Source organism: Streptomyces sp. RP5T (assembly GCF_003933965.1).
GTDB lineage: Bacteria > Actinomycetota > Actinomycetes > Streptomycetales > Streptomycetaceae > Streptomyces.
Map to the genome: position 1 here is coordinate 1 of NZ_RSAJ01000123.1, position 18,705 is coordinate 18,705.

General features: G+C 69.4%; 18 protein-coding genes. 6 read left to right on the forward strand and 12 right to left on the reverse strand.

All coding sequences use genetic code 11. The features are described from left to right. Together EHS43_RS15635 and EHS43_RS15640 are read right to left on the reverse strand one after the other, a co-directional pair. Positions 1 to 1,197, reverse strand: a 1,197-nt coding sequence (locus EHS43_RS15635) for a phosphoribosyltransferase family protein (RefSeq protein ID WP_185806267.1), incomplete at its 3' end; no start/stop codon positions are given. A gap of 25 nt (positions 1,198 to 1,222) precedes the next feature. Then, positions 1,223 to 2,386, reverse strand: a complete 1,164-nt coding sequence (locus EHS43_RS15640) for an HpcH/HpaI aldolase/citrate lyase family protein (protein ID WP_125191377.1) — start codon at positions 2,384 to 2,386, stop codon at positions 1,223 to 1,225. A 206-nt stretch (positions 2,387 to 2,592) separates the two neighbouring features. On the opposite strand from EHS43_RS15640, the gene EHS43_RS15645 reads away from it, so the two are divergent. Next, on the forward strand, positions 2,593 to 3,411 hold the full coding sequence (locus tag EHS43_RS15645) for a TerD family protein (RefSeq protein ID WP_125191378.1): 819 nt from the start codon (positions 2,593 to 2,595) through the stop codon (positions 3,409 to 3,411). 6 nt (positions 3,412 to 3,417) lie between these two features. Here the strand turns inward: EHS43_RS15645 and EHS43_RS15650 are convergent, their stop codons facing one another. The 6 genes from EHS43_RS15650 to EHS43_RS15675 all read right to left on the reverse strand — a co-directional run bounded on the left by EHS43_RS15650 (position 3,418) and on the right by EHS43_RS15675 (position 7,874). Beyond that, positions 3,418 to 4,155: a Tellurium resistance gene (locus EHS43_RS15650; protein WP_125191379.1), complete on the reverse strand. Its 738-nt coding sequence runs from the start codon at positions 4,153 to 4,155 to the stop codon at positions 3,418 to 3,420. Between the two features lie 87 nt (positions 4,156 to 4,242). Continuing rightward, positions 4,243 to 5,391: a DUF475 domain-containing protein gene (locus EHS43_RS15655; protein ID WP_125191380.1), complete on the reverse strand. Its 1,149-nt coding sequence runs from the start codon at positions 5,389 to 5,391 to the stop codon at positions 4,243 to 4,245. A 125-nt stretch (positions 5,392 to 5,516) separates the two neighbouring features. After that, positions 5,517 to 6,092: a TerD family protein gene (locus EHS43_RS15660; protein ID WP_125191381.1), complete on the reverse strand. Its 576-nt coding sequence runs from the start codon at positions 6,090 to 6,092 to the stop codon at positions 5,517 to 5,519. Between the two features lie 107 nt (positions 6,093 to 6,199). Further along, positions 6,200 to 6,775 (reverse strand): TerD family protein, encoded by a 576-nt coding sequence (locus tag EHS43_RS15665; protein WP_125191382.1) that lies wholly within the window; start codon positions 6,773 to 6,775, stop codon positions 6,200 to 6,202. Between the two features lie 97 nt (positions 6,776 to 6,872). Continuing rightward, on the reverse strand, positions 6,873 to 7,331 hold the full coding sequence (locus tag EHS43_RS15670) for a peroxiredoxin (RefSeq protein WP_125191383.1): 459 nt from the start codon (positions 7,329 to 7,331) through the stop codon (positions 6,873 to 6,875). A 111-nt stretch (positions 7,332 to 7,442) separates the two neighbouring features. Further along, a complete protein-coding gene (locus EHS43_RS15675) occupies positions 7,443 to 7,874 on the reverse strand; it encodes a DUF3052 domain-containing protein (RefSeq protein WP_020116104.1) in 432 nt (143 codons plus the stop codon). A 344-nt stretch (positions 7,875 to 8,218) separates the two neighbouring features. Between EHS43_RS15675 and aceE the strand changes: the two genes are divergently transcribed. After that, complete coding sequence (aceE, locus tag EHS43_RS15680) at positions 8,219 to 10,966, forward strand: pyruvate dehydrogenase (acetyl-transferring), homodimeric type (RefSeq protein ID WP_125191384.1); 2,748 nt, start codon at positions 8,219 to 8,221, stop codon at positions 10,964 to 10,966. 79 nt (positions 10,967 to 11,045) lie between these two features. After that, positions 11,046 to 11,783 (forward strand): potassium channel family protein, encoded by a 738-nt coding sequence (locus tag EHS43_RS15685; protein WP_125191385.1) that lies wholly within the window; start codon positions 11,046 to 11,048, stop codon positions 11,781 to 11,783. Positions 11,784 to 11,864: 81 nt separating this feature from the next. Here EHS43_RS15685 and EHS43_RS15690 read toward each other — a convergent pair whose 3' ends face one another. Then, on the reverse strand, positions 11,865 to 12,176 hold the full coding sequence (locus tag EHS43_RS15690; protein ID WP_125191386.1) for a small hydrophobic protein: 312 nt from the start codon (positions 12,174 to 12,176) through the stop codon (positions 11,865 to 11,867). A 259-nt stretch (positions 12,177 to 12,435) separates the two neighbouring features. Then, entirely contained in the window at positions 12,436 to 14,055 is a 1,620-nt protein-coding gene (locus EHS43_RS15695; RefSeq protein ID WP_125191387.1) for an MFS transporter, read from the reverse strand. Positions 14,056 to 14,121: 66 nt separating this feature from the next. On the opposite strand from EHS43_RS15695, the gene EHS43_RS15700 reads away from it, so the two are divergent. Genes EHS43_RS15700 through EHS43_RS15710 form a run of 3 tightly spaced genes read left to right on the forward strand, consistent with a single transcriptional unit; the run spans position 14,122 to position 16,945 of the window. Next, positions 14,122 to 14,757, forward strand: coding sequence for a TetR family transcriptional regulator (locus EHS43_RS15700; protein ID WP_125191388.1), 636 nt, complete (start codon positions 14,122 to 14,124; stop codon positions 14,755 to 14,757). A gap of 54 nt (positions 14,758 to 14,811) precedes the next feature. After that, positions 14,812 to 16,029, forward strand: coding sequence for an alpha/beta hydrolase (locus tag EHS43_RS15705; RefSeq protein WP_125191389.1), 1,218 nt, complete (start codon positions 14,812 to 14,814; stop codon positions 16,027 to 16,029). Positions 16,030 to 16,087: 58 nt separating this feature from the next. Next, positions 16,088 to 16,945: a DUF4429 domain-containing protein gene (locus EHS43_RS15710; protein ID WP_125191392.1), complete on the forward strand. Its 858-nt coding sequence runs from the start codon at positions 16,088 to 16,090 to the stop codon at positions 16,943 to 16,945. A gap of 1 nt (position 16,946) precedes the next feature. On the opposite strand, the gene EHS43_RS15715 is transcribed toward EHS43_RS15710, so the two are convergent. Together EHS43_RS15715 and EHS43_RS15720 are read right to left on the reverse strand one after the other, a co-directional pair. Beyond that, positions 16,947 to 17,963: an aldo/keto reductase gene (locus tag EHS43_RS15715; protein ID WP_125191390.1), complete on the reverse strand. Its 1,017-nt coding sequence runs from the start codon at positions 17,961 to 17,963 to the stop codon at positions 16,947 to 16,949. Next, on the reverse strand, positions 17,960 to 18,424 hold the full coding sequence (locus EHS43_RS15720; protein ID WP_125191391.1) for a MerR family transcriptional regulator: 465 nt from the start codon (positions 18,422 to 18,424) through the stop codon (positions 17,960 to 17,962). The genes EHS43_RS15715 and EHS43_RS15720 overlap by 4 nt, the downstream gene beginning before the upstream one ends. Positions 18,425 to 18,705: the final 281 nt, after the last annotated feature.

Below are 18,705 nucleotides of genomic sequence, written 5' to 3' on the forward strand. Positions count from 1 at the left end.
GGTGTCGGCGGTGTCGTCGACGATCGCGATCACCGCGTCGAAGCCGGCGCCGGCGACGTTGTAGGCGTAGCGGTCGCCGGGGCCGTCCGCCGGGTTGTCGTGGGCCGGGAAGGTCAGGCGGGTGCGGATCGCGTATCCCGGGTCGTCCACGGCGAGGACGGGGCTGCGGGTGGTGGTCGAGTACGTCACCTCGACGCCTTCAGCGACCTGTTCCAGCTCGCGGGCGAGGCGCAGGGGGGCGTACATCAGCTCTTCGAAGCCGAGGATGTGCACGCGGTGCGCGTCTGAGGGGAGGGCCTCCGCCAGGCGGGCGGCCATCGCGGGGAGGGCGGATTCGAGGCGTATTCGGTGTTGCGGAGTGAATCCGTGGCGGCCGCCGTCAGGGAGGTCCCGGGGCCAGAAGAGGTCCACACGGTTGTACGCCGGCTGCGGACCGGTGGGGGCTTGGCGCGCAGTTCCCCGCGCCCCTGAGTGGGAATCCTCGAACCTCGTCACCAGGTCCTGCCCCTTCTCCAAGACCCCTTCGGGCAGCTTCACCGTGCCCGATGCCGCCGCGACCAGGTCGACCCGCGCGCCGATCTCCCGCGCGAAGGCCTCCAGGCGTCCCGCGTCCGCCTCCGACCTCATGTCCACCAGTGCGACCACGACGTACCGTTCCCGCGGGTACCGCTCGTGCAGGTCCCGGATCGTGTTCAGGACCGTGTTGCCAGTCGAGAACTCGTCGTCCACGAGGACCAGGGGGCCCTCGCCGGCCAGCAGGGCAGGGTTCTCCGGCAGCAGGAGGTGACTCGTGGCGTGGGAGTGGGACTCCTCGAAGCCGCCCGCGGGGGCCACGCCGGGTACCGGGCGGCGGGTGGAGTGGAGATAGGGGGCGAGGGCCACGCCGTCGGCGACGGAGTGGCCGAGGCCGGTCGCGGTCTCCGCGTAGCCGAGGACGACCGCGCGGGCCGCCTCCTGGTCGCCCAGCAGCGCGCGGACCCGGCGGCCCAGGGCGAAGCCGTGGCCGTAGACCACGGACGGCGACTGCGGGACGTGCTTGCCCAGCACGTTGGAGACCAGCAGGTGGGCCCGCTTGGGGTTGCGGCGCAGGGCCAGTCCCAGCAGGTCGGTCAGCCGGTCGTCGCCGACGAGTTCCACGCCGAGCCGGTCGGCGACCCATGTCCCCGACCAGACCCGGTCGTTCACTGCCTTGTTCATGCGTCCCTTGGTGTCCACGAAATGATCAGCCGGAGATTCCGGCGGCGAGCAGCTCCACGAATCCGATGTCCTCGTTGGCCACCCCGAAGACCTCGGCGCGCAGCAGGGTGCGTTCGGCCCAGGCGCGGTGCGGCTTCACCTCGTTCATCTTGTTCGTGTACTGCGACCTGAGCACTCCGCCGCCACCGCGCTCGGGCCGCAGGATGTCCTGCGCATCGCTGAACTCCTCGTGGCTGACCACGGACAGCGCGTGCACGGGCAGGACGTGGGAGGGGTGGATGCAGGTCTTGCCGAGCAGGCCGTTGGCCTGGTCGAGGGTGATCTCGCGCAGCAGGCCGTCCATGGCGTGCTCGATGAGCGCCTCGCGCAGCTCCTCGGCCTGGCCCTCCAGGAAGGGGCTGCGGCGCAGCTGCGGCTTGAACATGCGCTCCTGGACCCGGAAGTACTCCCAGACCGGGCCGGTCACGGTGAAGCCGGTGCCGTCGGCCCGGCCCAGCATGTTGACCACGTCGGCGATCACCGAGGCGACGATCTGGACGTCCCAGGCGGTCATGTCGGGGGCGCGGCGCAGGCCGTAGGAGGAGCAGAAGTCGGTGACGCCGAGGCGCAGCGCCAGGACCCGCTCGCGGTACTTGTCGACCGCGCGGGCGATGCCCTCCAGGGTCTCTACGCGCGTCTCCCGGTAGAGCAGCTCCGGCGATTCCAGCACCGGCATGGCGAACAGCCGGTGGCCGCTCGCCGCCTCGGCGCCGGAGAGGGCCTCCAGGAAGGGGATGCCGCGCTCCTCGGTGAACTTCGGGAGCACGAACCCGGACAGCAGCCGCACCGCGGGACCGAGCCGCCGTACGAGGTCGGGTATCTGGTCGGGGGTACGGACCCGGATGAACAGCAGGGGAAGGTCCACCGGCCGCTCGGCGAGGTCCGCGAACTGCCGGACGAGGTTCTCCTCACCCTCGGCGACGTCCTCGTCACCGATGGAGTCTTCCAGGCACAGCACCATCGAGACCACGCCGCGTCCGGTCTGCTTGACGATGTCGTCGGCGAGCCGCGGCCGCGTGGCCGGACTGTAGAGCGTGGCGCCCAGAGCCGCGGAGAGCAGCCGGGCCGGGGAGTCCGAGGTGAACTCGCAGGGCTCCTGGTGGAAGAGGCGCTGACGCACCTCGGAGGCGAGGTGCCCGAAATGACGCATATGACTCCCCCGTGGTAGCTGTGTCACCTGTGAAGGGTTCACAGGTGGCCGGTAATAGTACGTAGGTACCCATGTCCGAGGTTCCCACCGGGCATGAATTTCAGGTAACGCAGACAAACACGGCCATGTCGACACCGGTATGACATCAACCGGTATCCCGTACCCCCGCGTTGTCGTGACCAGGACCGAGAGGGCAGGATGACCGCATGACGCACGCCATGCTGAAGGGGTCGAACGTCCCGCTGGAAGCCACCACGGTACGCGCCGTGCTGCGCTGGGCTCCCGGGCAGGGGGTCCCGGTCGTCGACGCCTCGGCACTCCTCCTCGGCCCCGACGGTCGTGTGCGGTCCGACGAGGACTTCGTCTTCTACAACCAGCCCCGGCATCCCAGCGGGAAGGTCTGGCTCCTCGGCAAGAAGCGCCTCGCCGAGGGGCCCACCGACACGATCCAGACAGATCTCGCGGGTGTCGAGCCCGAGGTCAGCCAGATTCTCCTGGTCGCCTCGGTGGACGACACCTCGGTCGAGAACGCGACGTTCGGCCGCGTCCAGGGCCTGTGCATCCTGCTGTACGACGCCTCGGTCGCCGACGGCGAGCCGCTGGTGTCCTTCGACATCACGCCGCAGACCGGCGAGGAGACGGCCCTGATCTGCGGCGAGCTGTACCGCCGGGGCGAGGGCTGGAAGTTCCGTGCCCTGGGCGAGGGCTACGCGGAGGGCCTGCAGGGCCTGGCCACGGACTACGGCATCGTGGTGGACGAGTCCGATTCCGCGCAGTCCGATTCCGCGCAGACCCCGCCGCAGCCCGAGGCCGCGTCCTTCCCGCTGCCCCCGGAACAGCCGGCGGCCCAGTCGGCCACCTCGGTCCCCACGCAGGCGGCCTACGGCTATCCCCAGCCCGCGACCCCGGCGACGGCTCCGGTGCCGGCGGCCTCGGGCTACGGCTATCCGCCCCCGGTGGCCCCGGTCCCCACGGCGGCGGAGTTCCGGATGCCGCCGCAGGGTCCCCAGTTCATCGGGCGGTAGCGGCGCTCACCGGTCGGCCTTCGCCTTGTAGCCCCGGCCCCACTGCAGCCCCCAGCCGTACAGCCGGTCCAGTTCGCCCTGGAAGCCGTACACGAACTGCACCTCGCGCCGGACGACGAGTTCGCCCTTGACGTTCTCGATCATCACCACCGCGCACGACCGGGCCTGGGGGTGCCGCTCGTCGAGGCCTATCTCGATGCGCGGCCCGTTGCTCGGGTACAGCGTCACGATGGCGTGCGTACGGTCGAAGGCCGGTGTCTGGTCGTAGATGTACACGAAGACCAGCAGCCGCTTGATCTGGTCCCGGTGGTCGAGGTTGACGTACATCGTCTCGCCGGAGGCCGAGCCGAACCGGTCGTCCCCGCTGAGCTTCACGTACGGCGGGGCGTTGACGTCGCCCAGCAGACCGCCGAGGGGCTGGACGACCCCCTTGGTGCCGTCGGTCAGCTCGTAGAGGCATCCCAGGTCGAGGTCGACGTTGACCATGCTCTGGCTGTGCCCGAGGACCTCCGGCGGCTTCAGCGCCTTGAAGGGGTGCCGCAGCAGCGACTCCCGCTGCGAGCCCCCGATGTCGGAGGTCCGCATCCGCCAGGTCAGGTTGACGCGGAGGTTCCCGGTCGCCGCGCCCTGCTTGGTGAGCGAGACCCGGTTGTGCCGCTTGGTCAGTTCGATCGCGTTGCTGGCCGCGCTGCCCGAGTCGAAGTCGACCTCACGGCCGCCCCGGAGTCCGTCCAAGAAGCCCATTCCCGCCCCCATGTTCACTGTGGAGAAACCGGCGGGGCGGCCGGAGTCCGGCCGCCCCGCTCAGAGCGTTCCTCACCGCGGAGGGTGTCACACCCCGGACGAGACCTCAGTCTTCTCGTCCGAGCCCGTGGCTTTTCCCTCGGCGGCCGCGATCGCCTTGTTGCGGCGCACCGAGGACCAGAAGGACCAGCCGATCAGGATCACGCCGACGAGGCCGGTGATGATCTCGTTGATCTCGTACTGGATCGTGATCATGAGGATCACGGCGAGGGCGCCGATCGCGTAGTGGGCGCCGTGCTCCAGGTAGACGTAGTCGTCGAGGGTGCCCTGGCGGACCAGGTACACGGTGAGCGACCGGACGTACATCGCGCCGATGCCGAGGCCGAGCGCCATCAGGACGATGTCGTTGGTGATGGCGAACGCGCCGATCACACCGTCGAAGGAGAAGGAGGCGTCCAGGACCTCCAGGTACAGGAACATGAAGAACGCGGCCTTGCCGGCCATGGCCACGGCCGACTTGGGCTTGCCCTCGCGCTCGGCGCGCTCCTCCTCCTCGTGCTCGCGTTCCTCGTCCTCCTCCAGCTTGTCCTCGAAGTAGCCGGAGAGACCGCCGACGACCATGTACGTGATCAGACCCGCGATCCCGGAGATCAGGACGGTCTGCGCCTTGTCGACGTGCGCCCCGCCGTGCTGGTGGGCGTGGGTGGCGAAGGTGAACGCGGTGATCAGCAGGACGACCAGGGCGATGCAGACCGACAGCATGTCGACCTTGCCGAGCTTGGCCAGCGGGCGCTCGATCCAGCGCAGCCACTGGATGTCCCGGTCCTCGAAGATGAAGTCCAGGAAGATCATCAGCAGGAACATGCCACCGAACGCGGCGATCGCCGGGTGGGCGTCGGTGACGAGTTCCTGGTAGTGGTCCTTGTTGTTCAGGGCGAGGTCGACGGCCTCGATCGGACCCATCTTGGCGCTGATCGCGACGATCACGACGGGGAAGACCAGCCGCATGCCGAACACGGCGATCAGTACACCGATCGTGAGGAAGATCTTCTGCCAGAAGGCATTCATCTTCTTCAGGATCCCGGCGTTGACCACCGCGTTGTCGAACGACAGCGAGATCTCGAGGATGGAGAGGATCGCCACGACGCCGAAGCCCTCCCACCCCCCGTAGAGGACGGCGGCGACCAGGCCGAGCGCGGTGACCGCGAACGACCAGCCGAAGGTTTTGAGAACCACTGGCTACCCAATCCGTACGTGTACGGGTCTCCCCCGTGCCGCACTCGGCTTTACGAAACTTTGAAGCGAAGTGTAGTCGGGCACCCTCGGAGCCCCACCCGGCCCAGGCTTTTGCTCATATCGCGTTACGAGACGTTGACCCCGAAGTCCAGGGCGATGCCCCTCAGCCCCGACGCGTAGCCCTGCCCCACGGCCCTGAACTTCCACTCGCCCTGGTAGCGGTAGAGCTCGCCGAAGATCATCGCGGTCTCGGTGGAGGCGTCCTCGGAGAGGTCGTAACGGGCCAGTTCCTGGCCGTCGGCCTGGTTGACCACACGGATGAAGGCGTTGCTGACCTGCCCGAAGGTCTGGCCACGGTTGTCGGCGTCATGGATCGACACCGGGAAGACGATCTTGTCGCACCGGTCCGGCACCTGGGCGAGGTCGACCAGGATCGACTCGTCGTCGCCCTCGCCCTCACCGGTGAGGTTGTCGCCGGTGTGCTCGACCGAGCCCTCCGGGCTCTTGAGCTGGTTGTAGAACACGAAGTACTCGTCACCCAGGACCCGCCCGCCGCCGCACATCAGGGCGCTGGCGTCGAGGTCGAAGTCGGCTCCGGTGGTGGAGCGCGCGTCCCAGCCGAGTCCGACCATCACCTGGGTGAGGTTGGGTGCGGCCTTGGACAGGGAGACGTTTCCTCCCTTGGCGAGCGTGACGCCCATGTGCTGTTCCCTCCCCGAGAGTGTGCTGCTGTGCTGTACCTGCGCGTCCGGCGCCGCACGCAAACCGCGCGGCGCCGGACGGGGAGACCGGGGGACGACCCCGGGATCTAGACGTTGACGCCGAAGTCCTGGGCGATACCGCGCAGGCCCGAGGCGTAGCCCTGGCCGATGGCGCGGAACTTCCACTCCGCGCCGTTGCGGTAGAGCTCGCCGAAGACCATGGCGGTCTCGGTGGACGCGTCCTCGGAGAGGTCGTAGCGGGCGATCTCGGCGCCGCCGGCCTGGTTCACCACGCGGATGAACGCGTTGCGCACCTGGCCGAAGGACTGCTGGCGGTTCTCGGCGTCGTAGATCGAGACCGGGAAGACGATCTTGTCGACGTCGGCCGGGACGGCCGCGAGGTCGACCTTGATCTGCTCGTCGTCGCCCTCGCCCTCACCGGTGAGGTTGTCGCCGGTGTGCTCGACCGAGCCGTCCGCGCTCTTGAGGTTGTTGAAGAAGACGAAGTTCGCGTCGCTGGCGACCTTGCCGGCCGGGTTCAGCAGCAGCGCGCTCGCGTCCAGGTCGAAGTCGGTGCCGGTCGTGGTGCGGACGTCCCACCCCAGACCCACGATGACCGCGGTCAGGCCCGGGGCCTCCTTGGTCAGCGATACGTTGCCGCCCTTGCTGAGGCTGACTCCCACGAGTCCTCCATAGGTTTGCTGTTTCTGAGTGCTGCCGGATCAACGATTCGATCCTAGTGAGGGGTTCCCGGCACACGCAGTCCCTGGAGGCGAACAATCACAGGGTGTCGAGCGCCTTGACGTACTCGTTCAGGTCGCGGGCGTCCGGCAGAGCGTTGACGACGGTCCAGCGGACCACGCCCTCCTTGTCGATGACGAAGGTGCCGCGGACCGCGCAGCCCTTGTCCTCGGCGAAGACGCCGTAGGCGCGGGAGACCTCGCCGTGCGGCCAGAAGTCGCTGAGCAGCGGGTACTCCAGGCCCTCCTGCTCGGCGAAGACGCGCAGGGTGTGGATGGAGTCGTTGGAGACGGCGAGCAGCTGGGTGTCGCGGTCCACGAACGTGGGGAGGTTGTCCCGCAGCTCGCACAGCTCACCGGTGCACACGCCGGTGAAGGCGAAGGGGTAGAAGAGCAGTACGACGTTCTTGTCGCCGCGGAAGTCGGACAGCTTCACGGTGCGGCCGTGGTTGTCCTTGAGCTCGAAGTCGGGGGCCTTTTCGCCGACCTGGATCGCCATCGCGTGGATGTCCCTTCGGGGAGGCTGTTCGAGTGACCCGCCCACCCTACGCAGCGATCACCGCGGGGAAGCGGACGGGCCGGTCGCGCCGGCCCGTCCGGTCCCACAGGGCTACTTCTTGGACTTGGCCGCCTTGGGCGTCACCAGCCGGCTGCCACTCCAGTCCTTGCCCACGCTGACGCTCTTGGAGGCGGACAGGCCTGCCGTCGTCGCGGCTTCGGAGATGTCGCTCGGCTCCACGTAGCCGTCCCGGCCGGTCTTCGGCGTCAGCAACAGGATCGAGCCGCCCTCCTCGATGTACGTGGTGGCGTCCACCAGCACATCGGTCAGGTCGCCGTCCTCGTCACGGAACCAGAGCACCACGGCATCGGCGACGTCGTCGTAATCCTCGTCCACAAGGTCGCTGCCGATGACTTGCTCGATGGCCTCGCGGAGTTCCTGGTCTACGTCGTCGTCGTAGCCGATCTCCTGGACCACCTGCTCGGGCTGGAACCCCAGCCTCACGGCAGGGCTCGTCTCCGCGTGGTCCGCGGTCGCGCTCACGGGGTGCCTCCTGATCTTGGTCTTTGGGTATGTCTCAGCCACGCGCGTGCGCGAAGCATTGGCCGTAGTCCACACGGGCGGGGCGGATCGCGCAAGTACCCGGCGTTTCAGACCGCCGAAACGGTGACGTTCCGGAACGTGTCACCCCAACTCCAGGCACATCATCGCGGTCACGTCGTGACGCATGCCACACCTTTCTGCCCTCTTTGTGTGTTTGGGAACCATACCCGGATGAGGAGCCCCGGGTTACCCCGGAGTAGAGATGACGTTTGGCCCCCCGAGGTACACGATGGGGAGCGGTGCAGACATACAGAAATACGGCCCTCTGACAGGTAAGGAACAGCGTGGCTTCCGGATCCGATCGCAACCCGATCATCATTGGCGGCCTTCCGAGTCAGGTTCCTGACTTCGATCCCGAGGAAACCCAGGAGTGGCTCGACTCGCTCGACGCCGCCGTGGACGAGCGCGGCCGCCGGCGGGCCCGCTATCTGATGCTGCGGCTCATCGAGCGGGCCCGCGAGAAGCGCGTGGCCGTGCCCGAGATGCGCAGCACGGACTACGTGAACACGATCCCGACCGGGGCCGAGCCGTTCTTCCCGGGCAACGAGGAGATCGAGCGCAAGATCCTGAACGCCACCCGGTGGAACGCGGCCGTGATGGTCTCGCGCGCCCAGCGTCCCGGGATCGGCGTCGGCGGCCACATCGCCACCTTCGCCTCCTCGGCGTCCCTCTACGACGTCGGCTTCAACCACTTCTTCCGCGGCAAGGACGAGGGCGACGGCGGCGACCAGGTCTTCTTCCAGGGCCACGCCTCGCCGGGCATCTACGCGCGCGCGTTCCTGCTCGACCGCCTCAGCGAGGACAACCTCGACGCCTTCCGCCAGGAGAAGTCGAAGGCGCCGCACGGTCTGTCCTCGTACCCGCACCCGCGGCTGATGCCGGACTTCTGGGAGTTCCCGACCGTGTCGATGGGCCTCGGCCCGATCGGCGCGATCTACCAGGCGCGGATGAACCGCTACATGCACGCGCGCGGGATCGCCGACACGAGCAAGTCCCATGTGTGGGCGTTCCTCGGCGACGGCGAGATGGACGAGCCCGAGTCGCTCGGCCAGCTGACCATCGCCGCGCGCGAGGGCCTGGACAACCTGACCTTCGTCGTCAACTGCAACCTTCAGCGCCTCGACGGCCCGGTGCGCGGCAACGGCAAGGTCATCCAGGAGCTGGAGTCGGTCTTCCGCGGCGCCGGCTGGAACGTGATCAAGCTGATCTGGGACCGGACCTGGGACCCGCTGCTCGCGCAGGACCGCGACGGCATCCTCGTGAACCGGATGAACACCACCCCGGACGGCCAGTTCCAGACCTACGCCACCGAGTCCGGCGCCTACATCCGCGACCACTTCTTCGGCGACGACCAGCGGCTGCGCGCCATGGTCGAGAACATGACCGACGACCAGATCCTGCACCTGGGCCGCGGCGGTCACGACCACAGGAAGATCTACGCGGCGTTCAAGGCGGCCGTCGAGCACACCGGCCAGCCGACGGTCATCCTCGCCAAGACCGTCAAGGGCTGGACGCTGGGCCCCAACTTCGAGGGCCGCAACGCCACGCACCAGATGAAGAAGCTGACGGTCGACGACCTCAAGGGCTTCCGTGACCGGCTGCACCTGCCGATCTCCGACAAGGAGCTGGAGTCGGGCGCGCCGCCCTACTACCACCCGGGCCGGAACTCGGAGGAGATCCAGTACATGCACGACCGCCGGCTCGGTCTCGGCGGTTACGTCCCGACGCGTGTCGTGCGCGCGAAGCCGCTCGCGCTGCCGGACGACAAGACGTATGCGACCGTGAAGAAGGGGTCCGGGCAGCAGTCGATCGCCACCACCATGGCCTTCGTGCGACTCCTCAAGGACCTCATGCGGGACAAGGAGCTCGGCAAGCGGTTCGTGCTGATCGCGCCGGACGAGTACCGCACCTTCGGCATGGACTCGTTCTTCCCGAGTGCGAAGATCTACAACCCGCTCGGCCAGCAGTACGAGTCGGTCGACCGGGAACTGCTGCTCGCCTACAAGGAGTCGCCGACGGGCCAGATGCTGCACGACGGCATCTCCGAGGCCGGCTGCACGGCGTCGCTGATCGCGGCGGGTTCGGCGTACGCCACGCACGGCGAGCCGCTGATCCCGGTCTACGTCTTCTACTCGATGTTCGGGTTCCAGCGCACCGGTGACCAGTTCTGGCAGATGGCGGACCAGCTGGCGCGCGGATTCGTACTGGGTGCGACCGCCGGCCGTACGACGCTGACCGGTGAGGGTCTTCAGCACGCGGACGGCCACTCGCAGCTGCTCGCCTCGACCAACCCGGGCTGTGTGGCCTACGACCCGGCCTTCGGGTTCGAGATCGCGCACATCGTGCAGGACGGTCTGCGGCGCATGTACGGGCCGACCGCCGACGGCAAGGTGGGTGAGGACGTCTTCTACTACCTCACCGTCTACAACGAGCCGATCCAGCACCCGGCCGAGCCGGAGAACGTCGACGTCGAGGGCATCCTCAAGGGCGTGTACCGCTTCTCGGAGGGCACCTCGGGGTCGATCCCGGCGCAGATCATGGCATCCGGTGTGGCCGTGCCGTGGGCGGTCGAGGCGCAGCGGATCCTCGCCGAGGAGTGGAACGTCAAGGCGGACGTCTGGTCGGCGACCTCCTGGAACGAGCTGCGGCGCGATGCGGTGGCCTGCGAGGAGTACAACCTGCTGCACCCGGAGGAGGAGCAGCGGGTGCCGTACGTGACGCGGAAGCTGGCCGGGGCGCAGGGTCCGTTCGTGGCCGTCTCCGACTGGATGCGGGCGGTTCCGGACCAGATCGCGCGGTGGGTGCCGGGCACGTACCAGTCGCTGGGCGCCGACGGGTTCGGCTTCGCGGACACGCGGGGGGCGGCGCGGCGGTTCTTCCACATCGACGCGCAGTCGATCGTGCTGGGCGTGCTGACGGAGCTGGCGCGGGAGGGCAAGGTGGACCGTTCGGTGCTGAAGCAGGCCATCGACCGGTACCAGTTGCTGGATGTCTCGGCTGCGGACCCGGGAGCGGCCGGGGGCGACGCGTAGTTCCCCGCGCTCCTTGGAGAGTAGAAGGGCGGTGCGCTCGTAGGCGCGCCGCCCTTTGCCGTTTCTCTACGATGCCGACATGAAGGAAGAGTCGGCGCAGGTCCGTTGGGAACAGCACACTCAGCGGCCCCTTCTGGCGCTCGCGGTGCTGTTCGCCGCCGCCTATGCCGTGCCGATCGTGGACACCTCGGCGGGGCGGTCGCTCACGGCGGCGTGCACGGTGGCCGAGTGGGTGGTGTGGGCGGCGTTCGCCGTCGACTACCTCATGCGGCTGTCGCTCTCGCCGAACCGCCGCGCGTTCGTACGGCAGCACTGGCTGGACCTGTGCGCCGTGGTGCTCCCGCTGCTGCAGCCGCTCCGTCTGCTGCGGCTGGTCTCCACGCTGCTGCTGGTGGGGCGGCGGGCGCGGATGGCCTCGCAGATCCAGGTGACGACGTACGTCGGCGGAGCGGTCGTCGGGCTGCTGATGTTCGGCTCGCTGGCCGTGCTCTCGGTGGAACGGGACTCCCCGAACGGGAACATCCGGACGCTGGGTGACGCGGTGTGGTGGTCCTTCACCACGATGACGACCGTCGGCTACGGCGACCACGCCCCGACGACCGGCCTGGGCCGCATGATCGCGGTCGGGCTGATGCTGTCCGGCATCGCGCTGCTGGGTGTGGTGACCGCGAACATCGCCGCCTGGTTCATCGAGCGCTTCGAGAAGGACGACGTGGAGGAGCGCCAGCAGACGGAGGCGATCCTGGCCCTGACGGAGGAGGTCCGGGCCCTGCGCGCGGAGGTGGCGGCCCTGCGGAAGACTTCCGTCGGAGGCTGACGGAGGACTCCGCCGAGGCCCTCAGGCATGGGGCGGGCCCCCGGTCGTCCCACCGGGGGCCCTTCCCTCACGCACCCCGGGTCAGTACATCCCGCTGCCCGGGGAGGCCGCTCCGACGAGCCAGAGGATCGCCAGGAGCGTGTCGATGGCGCCCAGTACGAAGGCGACCAGAGCGGGCCAGGCACGGTTGCCGCCCGACCATGTGCGGCCCATGGCAAGCCAGCCACAGACCATCGCGACGGGACCCAGGATGATGCCCAGTACGAAGAAGCCCGCGATCGCGCAGATGACTCCGATGATTCCGAGCGTCGCGCGGTCCGGCCCGGTCCGTGACCACGTCCGGCCACGTGAGCGGGGGTACTTGCGCGTTCCGTGTCCGTAACCCGCCATCATCAACTCCCTGACACCCGTGGTTGGTTGGGTTCGTCTCGGGTTCAACGATGCGGGTACCCCGGTTCCCGGGGTTAATCCTCCGGCCTTGCGGCGCGCCGCCCCCCTCCGGCAGCGCGCCGCAGCGCCGTCCGCCCTCCGCGTCGCACGAGCGTGCCGTGCGGAGGGCTTGACTTACTGTGACCTGCGGCGCGTACCGGAAGCGAGAAATCTTTAGCCTCTTCACCCTGATAGGCGAAGTCCGCTGACGTCTCGTCAGGCGTCAGATGTGGCCGACCCCCGCCCCCGCCTCCGCGTTCTCGCCGCGCTTGGTGAGCAGGGCGACGAGGACGGCGAACGCGGCGACGCCCGCGGCGACCAGCGACGCGAGGCTCATGCCGGAGATGAAGGTGTCGTGCGCGACGTCGGTGATCTTCGCCGCGATCTCCGCCGGGGTCCCCTTGGCGACCGGGGCCACACCCACCTGGACCGCCTCCGACGCCTGGTCGAGCTGGGCCGGCGTGAGCGGCGGCAGACCCGCGTCCTTCCAGTTGCCCGCGAGGTCACCGTCCACCTTGGAGGCCATCACGGCGCCGAGGACGGCCGTACCGAGGCTGCCGCCGATCTGCATCGCGGCCTGCTGGAGACCGCCGGCCACCCCGGAGAGCTCCATGGGCGCGTTGCCCACGATGACCTCGGTGGCGCCGACCATCACCGGCGCGAGACCGAGGCCGAGCAGGGCGAACCAGAGGGACATCAGCGCGCTGCCGGTGTCCGTCTCCAGCGTGGACATGCCGTACATGGCGATCGCGGTGGCCGCCATGCCGCCCGCCAGCGGGATCCGCGGGCCGAGCTTGGTGATCATCGCGCCCGCGAGCGGGGAGCCGACGATCATCATGCCGGTCAGCGGGAGCAGGTGGAGACCGGCGTCGATCGGGCTCATGCCGTGCACGTTCTGGAGGTAGAAGGTCACGAAGAACAGGCCGCCCATGAACGCGATCGCCATGAGGACCATGAGGACCACACCCGCCGACAGCGGGACCGAACGGAACAGCGCGAGCGGGATCAGCGGCTCCTTGACCTTCGTCTCCCAGAGGGCGAACAGCACGAAGCCCACGACGGAGACGACGATGAAGGTCCAGGTCATGCCGTCGCCCCAGCCCCAGGTCGGGGCCTTGATGAGGGCCCACACCAGGCAGAACATGGCGGCCGACAGCAGGGCTATGCCCAGCAGGTCGAAGGAGCGCGGGGCGTTCTCGGCGCGGTGGTCCAGCAGGATCAGCACGCCGAGGACGAGGGCGAGGACACCCACCGGCACGTTGATGAAGAACACCGACTGCCAGTTGACGTGCTCGACGAGGACACCGCCGAGGATCGGGCCGCCGGCCGTGGAGGCGCCGATGACCATGCCCCAGATGCCGATGGCCATGTTGAGCTTCTCGGCCGGGAAGGTGGCCCGCAGCAGACCGAGCGCGGCCGGCATCAGCAGGGCGCCGAACAGGCCCTGCAGGACACGGAAGGTGACGACCGCGGCGATGGAGCTGGACAGCCCGATCGCGCCCGAGGCGGCGGCGAAGCCGACGACACCGATCAGGAAGGTCTGGCGGTGGCCGAAGCGGTCACCGAGCTTGCCCGCGGTGATCAGGGCGACCGCCAGCGCGAGGAAGTAGCCGTTGGTGATCCACTGGACGTCGGCGAAGCTCGCCTTGAGGTCGGCCTGGATGGCCGGGTTGGCGATGGCCACGATGGTGCCGTCGAGGGCCACCATCATGACGCCGACGGCCACGGTCAGCAGGGTGAGCCAGGGGTGGCCGCGCAGCCCGGAGGCGGGCGGCTGATCCGACGGGGACGGCGACGCGCCGTCCCCCGGCCCCGTCGAGTCGATGGTGGTCTGACTAGTCATACGCGGGAGGCTAGTGACAGCCACTGACAATTGACAAACCAATTCACAAGTCGGTAACTGACACCAATGGAAACACTGCGCGAACGCAAGAAACAGCGGACCCGGGAGGCCCTGCTGCGGGTGGCGATCGAGTCCTTCACCACCCGCGGCTACGACCGGACGACCGTCGACGAGATCGCCGACGCCGTCGGGGTCTCGCAGCGCACCTTCTTCCGCTACTTCGCCGGCAAGGAGGACGCGGCGCTCGCGCTGCACGAGATGACGGTGACGCACTTCGTCGACGCCGTACGCGCGCGTCCCGCGCACGAACCGCCGCTGGAGGCGCTGCGCCAGGCCGTACTGGAGGGCTGGGACACCCTGCACGAGGTCGTGGAGTCGGTCGTGCCGGTGGCGCGCTTCCTCGCCCTGTACCGCGTGATCGAGTCGACCCCGGTCCTGCTCGCCGCCCATCTGCGGCGCTCCGCGGAGGTCGAGGAGGTGCTCACGCGCGTGCTCGCCGAACGCGAGGGCCTCGACCCGCGCACCGATCCGCGGCCCATGCTCCTGGTGGCCGTCTTCAGCGGTGTGATGCGCGTGACGGAACGGCAGTGGCTGACCGACGGGGAGTTCAGCCTGGAGGCCATGCGCGCGTTGACGGTCTCCCACCTCGAACTGCTCGGTCCCGCGCTGACCGGCAACTGGTCCCCCTACCTCAAAACGTGATACCCGTCACTCGATTAACCCGAGACCGTCCCGTTCTCCTAGTGTGTCCTTTCAGTGACTTCCTTCGACACCTCCCCGCAACTCAACGTCTGGCGCGCACTGCTCGCGCTGGCCGTGGTGTTCGTGATGCTGGCGACCACCGGCTGGACCGCCCTGCGCAACCAGCGGGAGGCCACCCCGCTGGCGGCCTCGCTCGAGTCCTGGTCGCACGGCCGCCTCCACGGACACCCGCTGCCGGACCCGGACACCGCCCCCGACCGGCTCACGCGCTTCTTCGCCGCCCTCACCTCCCAGGAGCGGGTCCGTCTCGCCCAGCGCTACCCGCTCGCGGTCGGCAACATGAACGGCGCCCCCGTCACCCTGCGCTACCAGGCCAACCGCCTCGCGCTCCTGCGGGCCCGCGCCGTCGAGCGCGCCCGCATGCACGACGCCCGGCTCACCCCGGCCGGTCAGCAGGAGGCGGGCCGCCGTATGCACCGCTTCGACGCGCTGACCGCGCCGGAGCGCCACATCCTCGCCTTCGACCCCGACGGCTCGGGACGGGTCGCCGAGGTCTTCGGCGATCTCGGCACGGCGCGGCGGATCTCGGTCGTCGTGCCCGGCGTCGACACCGACGTGCTCACCTTCCAGCGCACCAGTCGCAGCTGGTCCGCGCCGGTCGGCATGGCCAAGGCCCTGTACCGGGCCGAGGGGGAGGCCGGCCCCGCCACGCGCACGGCGGTGATCGCCTGGGCCGACTACACCGCCCCCGCGGGGCTCGGCATCGAGTCGGCCACCGCGATGCGCGCCGAGACCGGCGCCGTCCGGCTGAACGAGCTGGTGCGCGCGCTGCCCGGCACCGCTCCGGTCTCCCTGTTCTGCCACAGCTACGGCTCCGTGGTGTGCGGGGTGGCCGCGCCCACGCTGCCCGGGCGGGTGGCCGACATCGCGGTGGCCGGAAGCCCGGGGATGCGGGTGGCCAACGCCTCCCATCTGCGGACCGCCGCCCATGTGTGGGCGATGCGGGACGCCGACGACTGGATCCAGGACGTGCCGTACATGGAGGTCGGCGGCATCGGCCACGGTGCCGACCCGGTGTCCTCCGCGTTCGGCGCGCGGGTGCTGTCCGCGCGGGGTGCGGACGGTCACGCCGGTTACTTCGAGCCCGGAACGGAGAGCCTGCTCAACTTCGCCGAGATCGGCATTGGCGCGTACCGCTCGGTGCGCTGCGCCCATGAGGACGAAGCCTGCCGCGCCGGTTTGTCCGGCACGGCCACGGCCGGACGCGCGTAGAGACCGCAGGAATCGCGGTCTGCGCGAGGAGGGGACGAAGGAGCTCGTGCCGAATACGATGACCCGCATGGGTGACGTACTGGCCGGATTTCATGCCGCCTGGGAGTTCGAGTCCGACTCCGTGCTCATCCGCTACGAACGGGGGATTCGCACACCGAAGCTCTTCCAGGCACTGGGGGAACGACGGATCCCCCTGGAGGCGATCTCCGGGGTGACGCTGACTCCCGGCAAGCGGGGCACGGTGGTACTGCGCGCCGAACCGCGGCCCGGGGCGGATCCGCTCATGGAGGCGGCGGCGGGGCAGCTCAAGGAAGGGTGCGATCCGTACCGGCTGGTGCTGCCGGCCGACAAGGAGACGCTCGCCGAGTACTACGCGGACGAGCTGCGCGCGCTGCTGAAGGAGGACGCCGAACCGGCGGAACGTTTCCTGGTGCCGGCGCCCGAGGTGCCCCTGCAGTTCAAGGCGTACGACGGGAAGGCGACCTTCGACGGCCGTACCGTGCACTTCCGCTGGTTCTGGACCGGAGCGTCCTCGGCGAAGTGGAAGGCCGGCGACCAGAGTTTCCCGGTGTCCGAGCTGACGGGTGTGGAGTGGCGGTCACCGGAGGTCTTCGAGGGACATCTGCGGCTGCTGAGCGGTGAGCCGGGACCGGACCAGGCGGACCAGGATCCGGCGGCGGTGGTGTTCGGGCTCGGGTACGGGCCCGTCCACGAGTCGCTGCCGTTCGCGGCGGCGGTCCTCGCGGCCGTACGGCAGCGGGGGCCGGCGGCAGCGGTCCCGGCCGCGGGTGTGCCGCGCCGGGACCCTGCGGACATCGCCGAGCGGATTCGCCATCTCGGGGAGCTGCACCAGGCCGGGCTGGTCACCGACGAGGAGTTCTCCGTGAAGAAGGCGGAGTTGCTGGCGGAGCTCTGACCTACTCCCGGCCCGCCGACGAGAACCGCATGTCCGCGTAGCGGTCGCCCGCCACCTGGCCCGCGATCGGCTCCAGCAGCTCCAGCTGCTCCTTGGTGAGCTCGATCCGCGTCGCCGCCGCGTTCTCCGCCACCCGGGCCGGCTTGCGAGTGCCCGGGATCGGGACGACCGGGAGGTCGTGGACCGTGGTCTGCTGCTGGACCCAGGCCAGGGCGATCTGGCCGAGGGAGACCCCGTGCGCCTCGGCGACCGTGCGGATCGGCTCCAGCAGGGCCGCGTTCGCCGTCGCGTTGTCGCCCGTGAAGCGGGGCTGCTGGCGGCGGAAGTCGTCGGAGGTGAGGTCCTTGTCGGCGTTGGTGAAGGAACCGGTGAGGAAGCCGCGGCCGAGCGGGGAGTACGGGACGAGCGCCACCCCGAGGTCACGGGCGGCCGGGACCACCTGGGCCTCGATGTCCCGGCTGAACAGGGACCACTCCGACTGCACGGCGGCGATGGGGTGGACGGCCTGGGCCGCGCGCAGCTCCGCCGCGGTGACCTCGCTCAGGCCCAGGTGCTTGACCTTGCCCTCGCGCACCAGCTCGGCCATGGTGCCGACGGAGTCCTCGATCGGCACGTCCACATCGCGCCGGTGCATGTAGTAGAGGTCGATCGCGTCGACGTCCAGGCGCTTCAGGCTCGCCTCGACCGCCTTGCGGATGTAGGGCGGGTCGTTGCGGATGATCCGGCGGGTCGGGTCGTCGGCGGGTATCGACAAGGCGAACTTGGTGGCGATCACGACCTCGTCGCGGTGGGCCTTGAAGAACGGGGACAGGAACGTCTCGTTCTCCCCGTTGCCGTAGGCGTCCGCCGTGTCGTAGAGCGTGATGCCGAGCTCCAGGGCCCGTTCCAGGGTGGCCCGGGACTCCTTCGCGTCCGTGGGGCCGTACGCGAAGCTCATGCCCATGCAGCCGAGTCCCTGGACGCCGACCGCGGGGCCGGTGTCGCCGAGTCGTGCGGTCGGGATCGTGCTGTCCGTCATCCGGCTTTCTCCGATTCGTAGGCGCGACCGGCTTCGGCGTAGAAGCTGATCTTCCGGTCGAGGACGGCGAGCGTGTCCTGGAGTTCCGCGATCCGGGACAGGACGTCCCGGCGGGTCGTCTCCAGGAGCTCGAACCGTTCGGTGAACGTGTGGTCGCCCTCGCGCACCAGCTCCGCGTACCGCACCATGTCGGCGACCGGCATGCCGGTGAGCCGGAGCTTGCCGACGAGGTCGAGCCAGTCGAGGTCGCGGTTGCTGTAGCGGCGCTGGCCGGTGTGCGAGCGGTCGATGTGCGGCATCAGGCCGATGCGCTCGTACCAGCGCAGGGTGTGCGCGGTCAGGCCGGTGAAGGCGACGACCTCGCTGATCGTGTAGCTGTCCTGCCCCGCCGGACGCCGGTGGGGGTGCGGCGGCGCCGCGCAGCTGTCGGTCCTGGTACCCGTGGTCTCCATCACCGTCATGCCCCCAACGCTATGGCCTTGGAGTGCACTCCAAGCAAGCGGAACCGGTAAGAAATCGGCAGGACGCCGTCCAGGTGTACGGAGTGTGGGCGAGGGCGCGGGTGGTGGCGGGTTCCTGGTGGGGCGCGAGGTGGTCACGCCCGCGCGGCGGAGCCGTGGATCGATGCGGCTCCGCCCCGTGGGCGGGTGCGATGGACCACGCTCGGTCTCCGCCCGGGTCGGGCATTCCAGCCCACCGGGGCGGCCGCGGCGGGGTCGAAAGGGCGGAAGCACCTGGGGGA

Excerpts from the sequence above, each read along its gene's own strand:
- EHS43_RS15640 (WP_125191377.1), bottom strand. The coding sequence starts at position 2,386 with ATGCGTCATTTCGGGCACCTCGCCTCCGAGGTGCGTCAGCGCCTCTTC.
- EHS43_RS15645 (WP_125191378.1), top strand. The coding sequence starts at position 2,593 with ATGACGCACGCCATGCTGAAGGGGTCGAACGTCCCGCTGGAAGCCACC.
- EHS43_RS15650 (WP_125191379.1), bottom strand. The coding sequence starts at position 4,155 with ATGGGCTTCTTGGACGGACTCCGGGGCGGCCGTGAGGTCGACTTCGAC.
- EHS43_RS15660 (WP_125191381.1), bottom strand. The coding sequence starts at position 6,092 with ATGGGCGTCACGCTCGCCAAGGGAGGAAACGTCTCCCTGTCCAAGGCC.
- EHS43_RS15670 (WP_125191383.1), bottom strand. The coding sequence starts at position 7,331 with ATGGCGATCCAGGTCGGCGAAAAGGCCCCCGACTTCGAGCTCAAGGAC.
- EHS43_RS15685 (WP_125191385.1), top strand. The coding sequence starts at position 11,046 with ATGAAGGAAGAGTCGGCGCAGGTCCGTTGGGAACAGCACACTCAGCGG.
- EHS43_RS15690 (WP_125191386.1), bottom strand. The coding sequence starts at position 12,176 with ATGATGGCGGGTTACGGACACGGAACGCGCAAGTACCCCCGCTCACGT.
- EHS43_RS15695 (WP_125191387.1), bottom strand. The coding sequence starts at position 14,055 with ATGACTAGTCAGACCACCATCGACTCGACGGGGCCGGGGGACGGCGCG.
- EHS43_RS15700 (WP_125191388.1), top strand. The coding sequence starts at position 14,122 with ATGGAAACACTGCGCGAACGCAAGAAACAGCGGACCCGGGAGGCCCTG.
- EHS43_RS15710 (WP_125191392.1), top strand. The coding sequence starts at position 16,088 with ATGACCCGCATGGGTGACGTACTGGCCGGATTTCATGCCGCCTGGGAG.
- EHS43_RS15715 (WP_125191390.1), bottom strand. The coding sequence starts at position 17,963 with ATGACGGACAGCACGATCCCGACCGCACGACTCGGCGACACCGGCCCC.
- EHS43_RS15720 (WP_125191391.1), bottom strand. The coding sequence starts at position 18,424 with ATGACGGTGATGGAGACCACGGGTACCAGGACCGACAGCTGCGCGGCG.